Below are 12,701 nucleotides of genomic sequence, written 5' to 3'. Positions count from 1 at the left end.
ACCGGCTTCGCCACAGCAGCCTACAGCTCAGAGGATGAAGCGGAGTAGTCCGCTTCATCCTGCACGCGACCAGTTCGCGTTGGGCTTAAGTTCGCATCCGCAGCAAACGGCGGCAATGCGGGCTGCGACCGCAGCATCTCGCCCCGTCGGTCAACGGCAGCAAAGGGCCGGAACCGTCGTTGCGGTGCTGGACGATCTTCCCCGGCGCGCCGCATCGCCGCATGTCAGCTGTGAGCCCATAGTTACACCGATTACGATTGACACCGGACAGCTATAGCGGCTGTGCTGTTTCACTTTCGAGGTCAGCGATGCTCCTATTAAGGGTACCGATAAAGTCACTCCTAGGAATCCTATGCTCACAGTTTTCCTGTTGTCGAAAATCACCGACCTGATGGGAGTAATGCCCAGGACTAAGCGGGTTAACGCGCCAGCCTTCAATAAGGCTAAAACCATAAGATAGGTGGAAACTGGAGCCTTCGGCAGTCACTTGTAGACAGCCAGTGTATTGATCACTGAAATCGAACGGGAGATGGATTGTTTCCAGATCTTTCAAATTTGATGCCCTATCTATCCAATATTGCAGTAGTGATACCACAGCCTGCCGAATGGCAACTTCATCAACTCGGATCTGTCGCTCTTCTAAAGCAAGAACAAAGTAGTAGGTGTCGGCGCAAACGCTGACACCGAGCAAAGGGATTTTTAGGAACAAGTCCTTGTGGCCACCCTGTCCCAGCCTTACCTCAACACTCAAGTCCATTTTGCGCTCCCCCTTTGGTTTTGCCGGAGCTTCCCACTCTGGGAAAAATTTGCTTGAATAACCATCAGCCTGTAACTTAGTCAATGTTCGAGTAAGCGGCAGCAAAGTCCGGCATAGCGGTTCTTCGGCCTTCAGAAATGCTGCGCGATGTAAGAACCTCCCTCCTATTCTGGACTTACCTCTTCAGCCTTCATGGCCGCCCAAGCCTCATCTCCCAGAGCGGCCCGCAACACCGCATCCACCTCCGGAAGGTACGACACCCACATGGGTGCACCGTCCATCGTGGCATTCGGTGGGTTCCCCTCCAGCTCACATAGGGAGCGAGCTGCGCGTTCTCGGGGTGGCCTCGTTTTAGGCATACACTTGCTCCTATTCCGGATCAAAACCGATAAGCCATTCTTCCACTAGTGGGGAGATTTATGCTCCTTTTTCACCGTAGCGCAAGTCCGCCCTCACTCCGCCCAGTCTTGACCGCACCACCGTCAATCTGGCGCCCCCTGTGCAGCTCATAGGTAGTATTGTTGCAGGCGGATTTGTTAGCTAAGTCTCTGCTGCCAATAACTTGCAACATCCAGCAAGCTCTTTACCGTCTTCTGCTCAACCCCCATCTCGTTTGCAATCTCCGCTTGGGTGGCGCCAGCATCGCTCAGGCGCGAAGCATGGTCTGCGGCGTAGGCTTTACGCAGGGCGAAACAGGAAGGCAGCTCGACAATGCAATTGCCGTGGCTGAAACTGAGGCGCGTGGCGGCCTCTAAGCCGATCATAGAAGCGATACGGTGCTCTGCGGTCATATCGGTTGGGACATATAGCGAGCGGCGCCAACGGCGCTTTCCGCTGGCGCGCGTGCCTTCCACCAGCCGCACTGCATCACCGCGCCCGATCACCTCGGCAATCTCTTCGACGCTTTCCGGCAGCGGCACCCTTTGCCCCCTTCCCTCTGCAAACTCCGCCAGAGGGAAGCGCACCACATCCGGCAGGGCAAGCTGCTGGGCCATTGCCTTCGGCGCTGGGCGATCAGACTGCGACCGCCCAACGCGTCCCGCACGCTCGAGAAGTCCGCGCAGTTCGCGGATCTCGGCTTGCAACTCTGCCTCTTTCCCGCCCAGCGCGCCCTGCTCTTCATCAAGGGGCAACCCCTGCTCGATGCCCATGGTTTAGCTCTTTGCCTTGGTGATTTTGATTTCACGCCCCTGCGCGGCAAGGATCGCCTTTTTCAGCTTGAACACCTCGGTCTCGTGACCCTTGCGATCCTCAACCACGGTGATGCCCAGCGCGTTGTCGACATAGACAAAGTCCGCACGGTAGACCCGCTGCTGTTTTCCCCCATCTGTCATAATGGGGCCGTCCCGCCCCACCAGGCCGATATCTACCTGGCGCTGCAGCCCACAGATCTCGCCTGCCGCCTGCATCAGCTTCAACTCTTCCCAGCGCTGGGCCTCTGTCTTGCTGTCATGGGTGATGCCGTCTGCCGTGGTGGTGCGTATGGTGCCCCGTACCCGTCTGCGGTCTTCTCCCTGCCCTGTATCGGAGCGCTGGGCCTCTTGGTATTCTTTTGCTGTCATTCGTTCTGTCATGGTTCAGCTCATCCCCAGCGCTTCTTTGTACATTTCGAGCACCGCCTCTTCCTCGGCGATATCGTCTTGGTCGCGCTTGCGCAGGGCGATCACCTTGCGGATCACCTTTGTGTCGTAGCCGCGGGACTTTGCCTCTGCCATGACCTCTTTCTGCTGTTCTGCGATATCCTTCTTTTCAGCGTCTAGGCGTTCAAAGCGCTCAATGAACTGACGCAATTCAGTTGCCGTCACCCGGTAGCTTGCATCTGCTGCCTTATCAAAATCTTGGTCTGCCTTCATAGGCGGCTTACCCTGGCTTTGCCGCTGCTTGTCATGAGCCCCCTTTAGGGCTTTCGCAGCAATGTCATCAGAGGCAGCTGCGAGGGCTTCCACCAGCGCGGCCTTGTCGGCGTCTTTGGAAAGATCACTTTGCAGGGCAATAGCTGCGCGGATCGTATCAATCGTGGCGACTTCCCGTTTCCCGATATGATCAGCTGCAGACACAATCCCCTGTTCTTCCATGCGCTCAACCAGGCGGGCGGCCTTGTTGTAGCCGATAGCAAGGTGCTTCTGAACAAACGAGGTGCTGGCCTTGCCCTCCTTCACAACCAGCGCAGCAGCACGGAAGTAGAGGGCGTCACCTTCGGATTTTAGCGGTTCTTGTGGGTTATCAAGCATGAGGTTTTCTCCTGAGCAAAGCTGAAAGTCAGAGGCGCGTGGCCATCCCGTATTTTTCAGAAGTCTTGTTGAACTTGGTGGTGATCGCAGTCTCGAGATCCACGCCCAGCGCATCGGCCAGGCACATGACCCAGAACGCAGTGCGGCCAGCGTGCTTTCGGATCTTCTGATCCGTACTATCCGCACGCACTTCGCCTCGATCTTCCTGCAGTCGATCTGCGACAAAACCCGATAGGTTTCCCACGGCAGCATCCAGCATCAAGGCCAACTCTTCTACTGGCGTCGGAGGGCCTGCCTGATGTGCCCAATCATTGTCAGCCCAGACGCGAAAATGAAAATCCATCTCGATAGCCAGCAGGTCCAGCGCGATCACGGTATCGCCCATCTCGTCGGCTACGTCCTGCATAGAGAGTGTGTTGCCTGCGATACCACGCTGCGCGCGGGCCAACTTCTTGAGGGCGCCCATCAGCTCCCCAGCCTCGTCTGCCACTTCAAGCGCGCGGAAACCAAGATCTGCCTTGTCGTTGCCCGGCCACTCGGCCTGGCGGGAGATGTTGGCGGCGCGCAGATTGGAAAAATCAATCTTCATGTTCGTTTCCTTTCCTGATGGGCTTTGAGCTTTTGGCCCGCGAGTTTGAGCGCGCGGGCGATATCGGCAGCATGCGGGTTTTCTTTTGGAGCGCGTCGGGCCAGCTGGGCCTGCGCCGCATATGCGCCCCGGATCTCATCAAGGCTGTTCAACCTGATCGTGCGGGGCATTGTGCAGATCCGGCCTTTCTGGGGGGCCCGAACCATGCAGTCGCCTAGCTCTAGGTCCACGGTGACCACCACATTGCCAAAGCGGGTGCCGTGCAGATCTGGGTTTGCGTGTTGGGCGCTCATACGTTGATCCCCGCCGCGCGACACTGCGCTACCGAAACCAGACCGGCTGTGATGCACTCCCCTGCCTGGCTGACCTTAATGGTGCGGGCCCATGGCTTGCGGGCTTGGATATCCTTGGCGCGCTCTTCCAGCACCTTCTGCGGATCCACGAATGCAACCGGCTTGGTCACATGCTGGCGCCAACGCTTTTCCTCGATCCAGTTCTCGGAATATTTGATGTAGCGCGGCTGGTTGCCCTGCTGCTCGACGGCATAGGCCTTGGCCCCTGCCAGGATCGCGGCGGGGTCGACGCCCTCACCCAGCGCCTTGCGCAGTGCATCCTCGGTTTTCTCTGCATCGCCCATCCTGGGGAAGGCATCAGCGAACTGATCAAAGAAACCAGAAAAATCAAAATCTAGTTGTTGTGTGTGGTCGGCGTCAGCCGGACACAAGGTTCTATTATGGTTCAAAGGATGGTTTGGGTGCATCTCCTGCACGGGTGGGGGTGCATTTCCTGCACCAGTCGGATGCAGCTCCTGCACCCGTGCATTTAATGCGCCCGCTATATGTTGTGGTACGGGTGCATTTGCTGCACGGGTCTGTGGGAGGCCTGAAACCGTGTTTAGATTGATCCGGTATTCGACTGTGAAGCCGTTCTTACACTTGCGCTGCCCGACTTCGGAGACGATCCCCGCCTCAACCAGATCGGCAATATTGGTCTGCACAGTGCGCTTGCTTTTCATTTCCAGATCGAGCGCCATGTTACCCTTGCTGACCCAGATCCCTGAGCCGTCATCGCTGGCAGCGTCGGCCATATAAAGCAAGATTGCCTTCTTGGTGGGCGAACCCACTACGCGGCGCTTGATCAGTGCATGTATCTCGATGCTCATGCCCCTGCCCTCCGTTGAATGAGTGGCAGTGACGGGAGAACCCGCCTCTGGCGCCTGCCTGCGCCCCGGTGATTGCACTTACCGGCCCATGAAAGGTCATGCCGTCCGCGCCGGACCCGGTATGCAGTGCAGTTTTGTTGTTCCGCTGTCCCGTGATGTTCAGCGTGAAAGAATTCCGGCGCGTGTTCGGAAATGGAAAAAGAGCCAGAGGCGCGCGATTGAGAATCACGAAACCCTGCAATCCTTGAAAACCGTGGGATGCGCGGCAGGTTTGCAGACCTACCGCGCGCATTCATCCCACACATCAACGGAGAAAATGCAGGATGAAAACTGTAGTCCGGTCGCGCAATGCGGCCAGTTTGAATGCCGATCATTTGCGCCCCCTGCCAAAGGAGGCTCGAGCCCAATGAACGCACCATTTGCAAACACGATAGATCGCCTGGCGGCTGTGGTCGCTGAGAAGTGGTATGCGGCTCTTGGTGCGGCTGGCCTGGTCGCTGGCGTATGGACCATGCTCATTGGTAGCCCCCACGACGATCTGCTGATCGGCTCGATTTCCGCTGCCATGATCGGCATCGGTTTCGGCGAAGCGGAAACGCACACCTTCCGGCAGCGAATATACTCCTTCGGCGTGGTCGAAATCCCGTTCAGAAAGTTCACTTTCGCCGGAGTTATCCTTTATTTTTCTGGCTGCTGTGGTGTGGTCTTCGCCGCCCTGCGCGGGCTGCAACTCTACCTCGGCACCGATTGACCGCATAAAGGCATCAAATGCCTGCTTATCCAGAGGCCCGCTCATATGCGGGCCCCGATCTGAACCCGGCTTGATTTTTCGCAACCTATAGGTGATACTTTTCTGATTGTAACAATCGATAAGATACAGGCAGCACTTGGCACGCGCGACCTGATGCCACCTTTCGTCAGCCCCCAAAAAGAGGCCGAACAAAATGAGCGAACCACAGCTGATGCAGTATATCGAATGCAACGTGGAACTAACTTGCCCAGGTCCGTCAGAGAACGTAGCGCGAGGTTGGACTGCTGCGGCATTGAGAAAGATTGCCAGCAAACTAGAGCGCGGCGAATACCAAGATGGACATCACGAAGTGACTGGCCGCATCGGAAAAAAGATTGGGGAGGTCTATTTCGATTTCTCAGAAGGCGATTATTTTGAGGATTCAGATACTTAGTAAGACCATCGCGGGCCGCACCTCGCACGCGCGACCCGCTACACCCCTTGCTACGCAAACAATTAAGGAGCGATTTTGCTTTGGCATACTTTTGGACCAACCGATCCACGATTGATTTTGATGGGGAGACGGTTTCGTGAACCGAACCTTCAAACCCATTTTTGCAAATTTGACCTACCGTGATGCCGCTGGGGCAGAAACTGATCGGGCGGTCACCTTCCTTTTTAAAGAAACCTGGGGCGGGAAGGTCTACCTGCATGGCTGGTGCAATTTGCACAATGACGCCCGCACATTTCGCCTTGATAGGATCGCCTGCTTGACTTCGGAGGACGGACAAGCGCTCGAGTCCGATACGTTGCTCAAAGAACTTGAGACCGGCAATATCGACGACATTCCTGATGAGTTTTGGGAATCTGACGAGCCAGACAATTTTGAAGTTGGTGAACTTGCCTCCGACAAGGAGGAAGAAAACCCACTCATCAAAAAAGTGGTTGAATTCTATTGGGGAATAGCCGTTTTGCACTCTGGCTTCATTTGGTATGCGTCTGGCCTTGGCTGGGCAGTTGTCGTTCTGGGCGGATACGGCGTTCTGGGCGCTCTCGTTGCGAGCTGGTGGAAGAAACGTAGCAAAAGTAGTTGAACCACCCATCATGCCGCCCGTCCCAACGTTTCGCCAAAGAAGGCAGCTGCGTCTGGGTCAGTTAGTATGACCAGCAACGTAATATGGCTGGCTGGGGCGGTTACCGCGCCCCACCAGTTCAGCGCGGTTTGAAAGCTCACGTCGCAGAACAGCGCCACTTCGCGCGGGCTGTTGAACCGGGCACGGAAATAGGCCGACCATAGATCCGGCGCATTAGCCTTTAGGGCATAGGGGTCAAACATATTTGACCAAGACTTTTGCCCAGCGCGCGGCACATCCTGCGAGCATGGCATATCATTGTTCACAATCAGGGTCAGACGGGGGCGGCTCATGCTGCACCCTCCGACTGTGCGGCAGCGAGCGGTGGGTTTTCGGCCATATAGGCGCGCAGCCGCTCGGCCACATCCAACGTACAGCTTTTGCCATTTTTCAGGCGGTGATAAAGTCGACTATTCCCAACACCTCGGCTGGTAACCGTCGCCGGAGCGATCCCCCTCAAAGAGGCAAAAGTCTCGATCTCCGAAATCAGGTGTGCAGTAATCATGACGCCATATAGGGATTATTATCCCCAAATAGCAAGGGACAATCGTCTCCTATTCTTGACAGCCAATAGGGAATATTGTCACCCTATGCCTTTGACATTCAGAGAAGCGCTCAACGGAGCAATGGCCGCATCAGGACTTTCGATGCGAAAACTAGCCGAAAAGGCTGGTGTTTCTTACGAGCAGCTGAAGAAGATCAATCAGGGAAAGACGCAAAGCACCAATGCAGAAGATGCTCTACGGCTTGCCGCCGCTACAGGCGTTTCACTTGAAAGTTTCATGGCAGGCGACTTCCAAGTAGCCCCAACCATCGCAATCGCTGGTAAAGTCGGTGCTGGTGCCCAGGTTCCCCTGTTTGACGTCTATGAAAAAGGCGACGGCCCCCAGGTCGAATGCCCGCCCGGACTATCCCCTCATGGCATTGTCGCGGTAGAGGTCGAGGGCGACAGCATGGAACCTGTCTATTCTGCCGGGGATCTGCTGTTTTACACCCGCAACGGCCATGACGCCGTGCCGTCGGATGACATTGGTCACCGCTGCGTCTGCGAAGATGAGGACGGCATGGGCTGGGTCAAGCAGATCAAGCCCGGTGACGAACCGGGGCTATTTCACCTGATTTCCCTGAACCCCGGCGCGAACAATATATGGAACGTCCGGCTCAAGTGGGCGGCAAAGGTTCGGCTCCACTGGCCCGCCGAACTCGCTAGAAAAACCAACTAAAAGATGCTGCGGGCGGGAAGTTGCCGTTCGCCGCGCGTCGGCCGAATGACCAGGAAGCGCACGAAGTGGACCGTGTGCCGAGGAGCGAACTGTGCCGTGAGCACAGATGAGCAACGGCACTTTACGAAAATTACGGGAGAAGGAAGGCGGGATGAATGCCTGCCTGCACCACTGAGCCTACAATACCGTGAAGCATCCCCTATATCTATGCCTCGGGCACCGAATTCAGGATGATTATTGATGAGTGATGACCATGACGACAGCCAAGGCGACGGTGAAAGCCCACCGAAGAAGAAAGGCGTCGATCTTGCCGCTTTGAGCGAAAAATTGAAGGCTCAGGGGGATGGTGGCGGTGAAAGGGGGCGGGCTCTGAAGAAAGCCATGGAAGGCGTGAGGCGGCAGATCGAACCGCTTGGCCATTTGCAAGAGCAAATGAAGCATCTCCAAGGGCTTTCGGGGCATGAGGGTGTCGCGGCGAATCTGGCTGAGGACGCGAAACGCGACTCTGCCATCCAGGAACAGATGGAGAAGGCACTTGCGCCCTATCGCGGCCTTCAAGATCGTATGAAAAACCTAGGGCTCTCCGCCGGGGAAGATTCCGCCATTGGCCGTGTTGCCAAGCAGATTGCAGACCAGCAGCGAACGATTGAGGCAATGCGTCCGCATATCCCCGAAGACATTGCGAAGCCGGAGCCGGCGCGACAGCCTAACATCGATCAGTTCAAGATTCCGCGGAACCCGATCTTTGAGACCAATGAGCGCCTCGAACGTATCGAAAAACGGTTTGAGCAGATGCAGGGCATCGCCACAGATGCAGCGCAGATCGCCAATGGCCTGCAAGGTGCCGCTGCCGAGTTCCTTCAGAAGTTCGAGAAGGCCGCTGCGGATAATGACCGTACTGCGGGGCGGGCTATCTTGATCGGTGTTTTCGCTGTGATAATTGCCATTGCAATGCCAGCGGTCCAGATCGTCTATTCTGAGTACCGGCGTACGCCCGACAACGGCCCGGAGGTTCAGTCTGCCCTTGAGGACGTGCAGGCTGGGGTAGCCGGTTTGCGCGATGCCCAGGCTGAAACGTCGGTGCAGCTAGGAGGGATCATTAATGCATCGAATGACGAGACTGTGACGATCCTCCGAGAAATCCGCGACCTGCTGTCGAAACGTTCTGCGCCGGTAGGGACGGTGCTTGAAGAGGTTCCGCAGTAGGCAAGCTACCGTCGCCACGCTGGAATGAAGACCGCTTTGACGAATGACAGCGAGGAGCCGAAACCGCTCATGGCGCATGTCCTTCGCGAAGGTCGGCTCAGGGCCGCTAGTCAGGTCCCGCCGCCCGCTGGACCTGACATTGCAATGGTCGCTATCTGCGCGTTGCTGCTTCCCGCTATGATTGACAGCAACCCACCCAAGCTGCTGAAGGCCCGAGGCGGTCGGCTACTGAACGGTAGACCATCCCCCTATTTCACAACGTTTCGCAACATGAACGTTGTGCTCAAATCAAAATATGGGGACAATTTTCCCCTAAACATATTGACAGGGATTTTTGTCCCCTTTATCAATCATCACATCAACCGATGGAGGATTGAATGAACGACATTACCAAAACGGCCCGCCAGATCGTCAGCTCGCCCGAGGATCACCTGCACGACACCAGCCTGTTTTCTGCAGCTTGGGCCACTATGAAGGCCGCGCGCGGCCAGGGATTTGACCCGCTGCGCCTGCACCCTCAGCACCTGATCGGGCAGCCTACGCCAGCACCTGAACCTATTGACCAGACCCTGAACCGGGTTGGCGAGACTGTGCGCAGCTATGCCGCCAAACAGGGCTACCGGGTTCAGCGCCGCCATGCCGCGTGATCTATCGAGCCGCCGTGCCCGGATGAATTTCACAACGCGGTGCAAGCAAAGCCCCTGGGCCTGCCAGCGGGCACCCCCGCAGCCCCCATAGGCAAACCGGACAGCGCCAGGAGGACGGCGACAGTCCAGCCTTTCAGAATTCCGCGCCCTCATCCCGACTGCGCGGAGTGGCGCGGGCGGCTCAGTCCTCCTCCAAAGTTCACCGCCCGCGCACCATCCCCACCGAGGTCACACCATGCCCGCACACACATTGGCCGCAGACACGGCGGAAATCACCGCCCAGCAGGGCCTTTGCAAAATTCTGCGGTTTCAGGATCTCGGCGGCACACTGACCCCGCCCAGTGATGATCCGCAGGACTGGTGGGAACCCGAAAACCTGACCCACCGCGCCGAATTGCACAGCATCAAGGCAAGCGCCTACAACTTCTTTGATGCCATCACCGCCTGGACCGCAGCCGCCCATAAGGCTGGTGGCCGCAACCGCCGCGCCACCGATGGCAGGCCGGATTGCCCCTACAACGGCCAAGGCCCCGCGCCGAGCACCACCGACACACCCGCAGCGTGAGCGCTGCACAGGGGCGCGGCACTAAAAGCCCATCACTCACGGACAACCGCCGCGCCCCAACTGATCAACAGGAGGCACCCATGCAGCAGATCACCCAGGAAAAGGCTCCCATGAGCGCCGCGATGCTCGCCCATGACGTGGCTTTTCAGCGCTACGCCGCAACCCGCAACGGTCTGCATGGCGAGCAGTTCAGCCCGACTGCAGCCACTGAACATTTGCGCACCGTCTGCCAAATCAAAAGCCGCAAGGAACTGGCCACAAATGCCAAGGCCTTCCAACGCTTTCAGCGCCTGCACACTGATTTCGAAATCAGCGCCGGTCGCCTCCCCACCCCACGCTGAACGGAATTGACCATGAAGCAATTGAAAGTTCTGATTGGATGCGAGACCAGCGGCGTCGTGAGGGAGGCATTTCTCGCCCTTGGGCACGATGCCTGGTCTTGCGACCTGCTCCCATCTGACACGCCCACCAACCGCCACATTCAAGGCGACATTCTCGACGTGATGCAGGGGGATTGGGACCTGATGGCCGTCATGCACCCGCCTTGCACCCGGCTCTGCAATAGCGGAGTCCGGTGGCTCTCCAAGGCTCCTACGGGCCGCAGCCTGCAGGACATGTGGTCCGAATTGGATGATGGCGCCGCGCTATTCTCTGCTGTCTGGAACGTGCCTCACATTCCCTGTGTCGCAGTTGAAAACCCGGTCATGCATAAACATGCAAAAGAGCGGATCCAGAACTATCATCCCCCGGCTCAGACAGTGCAGCCGTGGCAATTTGCGACCGATCCCAATGGCCCTGACAATGAGCGCAAGAGAACCTGTTTCTGGCTGCGCAACCTGCCGCCTTTGGCAGCTACCGGCACTCTCGACGGCAGCACCGCCCGCGACAGCGTTCACAAGGCGAGCCCGGGCGCCGAACGCTGGAAGATGCGCAGCAAGTTCTTTCCTGGCATCGCTGCAGCAATGGCAGGCCAGTGGGGCAGTCACGCCTCTCGAATGGAGCGGGTGGCATGAGTACGCTGCACCTCCCCTTGAAGGGCATTTACTTTGACCAAATCAAGCGCGGTGAGAAGGTTGAGGAATACCGGGAAGCCAACAACTACTGGGCAAAGCGCCTAGAGGGCCGGTCATACTTCAATATCGAGCTGACCAAGGGCTACCCGCCCAAAGCAGACACGAGCCGCCGCATATCGCGCCCTTGGCTTGGCTATCGCAAAACCACCATCACGCACCCGCATTTCGGCCCCGATCCGGTCGAGGTCTATGCGATCCGCGTCAACTGAATCCAACCAACCCCGGAGGCCCCATGACCGCGCCACGCTTCAATGATCGGATATTAACGGACGGGTTCCCAGAAGGCTGGCATGTGCAGGATCGGCTGGACAGCAACGAAGCTCTGTTGATCCGAAAGTCCGATTTCGCGTTCGGCGGATTGGTCTGCATCTGCACCCGCCCTCGCGCCATGCCGACCGATGAATGGCTCACCACGGCACAGATCATAGCCCGCAGCTTTGACGCAGAAAACGAGAAACACATCAACACATCAGCCCCCACCGCCCCGAAACCTACAGAGGCTGACATGACTTGGAAAACACCGCCAAAGGTCGAAGGTGAAATTGATATCGCTGCAGCCGTCCAGCGTGCCAACGGGAAACATCCGGCACCGACGAAACCGTATCCTAACCCCCACCCGAAGGAACCCAAATGCAAAAAATTGATCTGATCCCCGAAGCCGAAAACGAAAACGAAAACGAAACCGCGTTTTGCCCCGAAAAAATGAAGGCTGCCGAAGTGGATGCTGCGGCTCTCTCTTGGGCCGTGCGAGACCGCCTCGGTCCACTTGCTTCCCTCTTGGCGGATGGGCGCGGTATTGGCTTAATGGTCAGGGGTGAAGATGCGTCAGTGATCGGCATCGCTGACACCAACTACCTCGAAGAACTTACTCCCTCTTACGACACCAAAGCCGTGCAAGATATGCTCGATGCCGTAGACGCCGATATGAGCGGCAAAAAGCTGACCGAAGATCAACGAGAACTGCAAAAGGCCGCAACGGCAGCGGGAGCATATGCGGCTGCTGCATACGAAGCGCACGTTCCCAAAGGCGGCGGCGAATGCCACGCGCTAACGCGGTCCTTCTTGCTGGCCCTGATCGACCCTACCCACGCCGATCTTGATTACCTTCGTGCTGACCCAGCGTCTGGTGCGGCGGTGCGCAAGTCTGCCCAGACCTATACCTCCCCAGGAGAGACCCATGACCAGTGAAAGACCGATCATCGTTATCGCAGACAGCGCCCTATTTGAACTTGGCGTTAGCCTTGGATTTGGGGCGGTAATTGGGGGGCTCTTGGCGGTCGCTCTATTCCAGTCCGCTGGCTTTCTCTTCAACAAGGCTTTGGCAAGGTTTCGCTAACCCCCACCGCCCCGGCCGTAGGAGGGCCTCCCCATTCACCCGAAACGAA

Annotated in this window: 21 protein-coding genes and 1 pseudogene; 13 read left to right on the top strand and 9 right to left on the bottom strand. The window is 57.4% G+C overall.

Annotated features, from left to right (window positions below; all coding sequences use genetic code 11):
- Positions 1-271 precede the first annotated feature (271 nt).
- The 8 genes and pseudogenes from LRK71_RS08200 to LRK71_RS08165 all read right to left on the bottom strand — a co-directional run bounded on the left by LRK71_RS08200 (position 272) and on the right by LRK71_RS08165 (position 4,739).
- Positions 272-757 (bottom strand): hypothetical protein, encoded by a 486-nt coding sequence (locus LRK71_RS08200; RefSeq protein ID WP_232402512.1) that lies wholly within the window; start codon positions 755-757, stop codon positions 272-274.
- Positions 758-1,293: 536 nt separating this feature from the next.
- On the bottom strand, positions 1,294-1,908 hold the full coding sequence (locus LRK71_RS08195; protein ID WP_232402510.1) for a hypothetical protein: 615 nt from the start codon (positions 1,906-1,908) through the stop codon (positions 1,294-1,296).
- A gap of 3 nt (positions 1,909-1,911) precedes the next feature.
- Positions 1,912-2,331, bottom strand: coding sequence for a DUF1064 domain-containing protein (locus LRK71_RS08190; protein ID WP_232402508.1), 420 nt, complete (start codon positions 2,329-2,331; stop codon positions 1,912-1,914).
- Between the two features lie 3 nt (positions 2,332-2,334).
- Positions 2,335-2,610: a DUF2312 domain-containing protein gene (locus tag LRK71_RS08185; protein ID WP_232402743.1), complete on the bottom strand. Its 276-nt coding sequence runs from the start codon at positions 2,608-2,610 to the stop codon at positions 2,335-2,337.
- A 177-nt stretch (positions 2,611-2,787) separates the two neighbouring features.
- A pseudogene (locus LRK71_RS08180) lies at positions 2,788-2,988 on the bottom strand (DNA translocase FtsK); the annotation flags it as partial.
- A gap of 28 nt (positions 2,989-3,016) precedes the next feature.
- Positions 3,017-3,577, bottom strand: a complete 561-nt coding sequence (locus LRK71_RS08175) for a MazG-like family protein (protein ID WP_232402507.1) — start codon at positions 3,575-3,577, stop codon at positions 3,017-3,019.
- On the bottom strand, positions 3,574-3,870 hold the full coding sequence (locus LRK71_RS08170; protein WP_232402506.1) for a hypothetical protein: 297 nt from the start codon (positions 3,868-3,870) through the stop codon (positions 3,574-3,576). The genes LRK71_RS08175 and LRK71_RS08170 overlap by 4 nt, the downstream gene beginning before the upstream one ends.
- Positions 3,867-4,739: a helix-turn-helix domain-containing protein gene (locus LRK71_RS08165; RefSeq protein ID WP_232402505.1), complete on the bottom strand. Its 873-nt coding sequence runs from the start codon at positions 4,737-4,739 to the stop codon at positions 3,867-3,869. The genes LRK71_RS08170 and LRK71_RS08165 overlap by 4 nt, the downstream gene beginning before the upstream one ends.
- 28 nt (positions 4,740-4,767) lie before the next feature.
- On the opposite strand from LRK71_RS08165, the gene LRK71_RS08160 reads away from it, so the two are divergent.
- The 3 genes from LRK71_RS08160 (at position 4,768) to LRK71_RS08150 (ending at position 6,563) form a co-directional block, all read left to right on the top strand.
- On the top strand, positions 4,768-5,490 hold the full coding sequence (locus LRK71_RS08160) for a hypothetical protein (protein ID WP_232402504.1): 723 nt from the start codon (positions 4,768-4,770) through the stop codon (positions 5,488-5,490).
- A gap of 193 nt (positions 5,491-5,683) precedes the next feature.
- Positions 5,684-5,923, top strand: a complete 240-nt coding sequence (locus tag LRK71_RS08155) for a hypothetical protein (RefSeq protein ID WP_232402503.1) — start codon at positions 5,684-5,686, stop codon at positions 5,921-5,923.
- Positions 5,924-6,059: 136 nt separating this feature from the next.
- Positions 6,060-6,563 carry a WYL domain-containing protein gene (locus LRK71_RS08150; protein WP_232402502.1) on the top strand — a complete coding sequence of 168 codons (504 nt, stop codon included), beginning with the start codon at positions 6,060-6,062 and terminating at the stop codon, positions 6,561-6,563.
- 8 nt (positions 6,564-6,571) lie between these two features.
- On the opposite strand, the gene LRK71_RS08145 is transcribed toward LRK71_RS08150, so the two are convergent.
- Positions 6,572-6,895, bottom strand: coding sequence for a hypothetical protein (locus LRK71_RS08145; RefSeq protein WP_232402501.1), 324 nt, complete (start codon positions 6,893-6,895; stop codon positions 6,572-6,574).
- Positions 6,896-7,192: 297 nt separating this feature from the next.
- On the opposite strand from LRK71_RS08145, the gene LRK71_RS08140 reads away from it, so the two are divergent.
- From LRK71_RS08140 to LRK71_RS08095, 10 genes are all read left to right on the top strand, one after another.
- Entirely contained in the window at positions 7,193-7,825 is a 633-nt protein-coding gene (locus tag LRK71_RS08140) for an XRE family transcriptional regulator (RefSeq protein WP_232402499.1), read from the top strand.
- A 240-nt stretch (positions 7,826-8,065) separates the two neighbouring features.
- On the top strand, positions 8,066-9,031 hold the full coding sequence (locus tag LRK71_RS08135) for a hypothetical protein (protein ID WP_232402498.1): 966 nt from the start codon (positions 8,066-8,068) through the stop codon (positions 9,029-9,031).
- Between the two features lie 377 nt (positions 9,032-9,408).
- Entirely contained in the window at positions 9,409-9,678 is a 270-nt protein-coding gene (locus tag LRK71_RS08130) for a hypothetical protein (RefSeq protein WP_232402497.1), read from the top strand.
- A gap of 235 nt (positions 9,679-9,913) precedes the next feature.
- The gene (locus LRK71_RS08125; protein WP_232402496.1) at positions 9,914-10,243 is read left to right on the top strand and encodes a hypothetical protein; all 330 of its coding nucleotides are present in this window, start codon (positions 9,914-9,916) and stop codon (positions 10,241-10,243) included.
- Between the two features lie 80 nt (positions 10,244-10,323).
- Positions 10,324-10,584, top strand: a complete 261-nt coding sequence (locus LRK71_RS08120; RefSeq protein ID WP_232402495.1) for a hypothetical protein — start codon at positions 10,324-10,326, stop codon at positions 10,582-10,584.
- A 12-nt stretch (positions 10,585-10,596) separates the two neighbouring features.
- The gene (locus tag LRK71_RS08115) at positions 10,597-11,256 is read left to right on the top strand and encodes a hypothetical protein (RefSeq protein ID WP_232402494.1); all 660 of its coding nucleotides are present in this window, start codon (positions 10,597-10,599) and stop codon (positions 11,254-11,256) included.
- On the top strand, positions 11,253-11,525 hold the full coding sequence (locus LRK71_RS08110) for an ASCH domain-containing protein (protein WP_232402493.1): 273 nt from the start codon (positions 11,253-11,255) through the stop codon (positions 11,523-11,525). The genes LRK71_RS08115 and LRK71_RS08110 overlap by 4 nt, the downstream gene beginning before the upstream one ends.
- 23 nt (positions 11,526-11,548) lie before the next feature.
- Positions 11,549-11,965: a hypothetical protein gene (locus LRK71_RS08105; RefSeq protein ID WP_232402491.1), complete on the top strand. Its 417-nt coding sequence runs from the start codon at positions 11,549-11,551 to the stop codon at positions 11,963-11,965.
- Positions 11,947-12,504: a hypothetical protein gene (locus LRK71_RS08100; RefSeq protein ID WP_232402490.1), complete on the top strand. Its 558-nt coding sequence runs from the start codon at positions 11,947-11,949 to the stop codon at positions 12,502-12,504. Before LRK71_RS08105 ends, LRK71_RS08100 begins: the two co-directional genes overlap by 19 nt.
- Positions 12,494-12,652, top strand: a complete 159-nt coding sequence (locus LRK71_RS08095; RefSeq protein WP_232402489.1) for a hypothetical protein — start codon at positions 12,494-12,496, stop codon at positions 12,650-12,652. The genes LRK71_RS08100 and LRK71_RS08095 overlap by 11 nt, the downstream gene beginning before the upstream one ends.
- Positions 12,653-12,701 lie beyond the last annotated feature (49 nt).

Origin of the sequence: Pseudophaeobacter flagellatus (assembly GCF_021228235.1) — a bacterium.
Classification (GTDB): Bacteria; Pseudomonadota; Alphaproteobacteria; order Rhodobacterales; family Rhodobacteraceae; genus Pseudophaeobacter; species Pseudophaeobacter flagellatus.
This window is presented reverse-complemented; position numbering and strand designations above follow the sequence as displayed.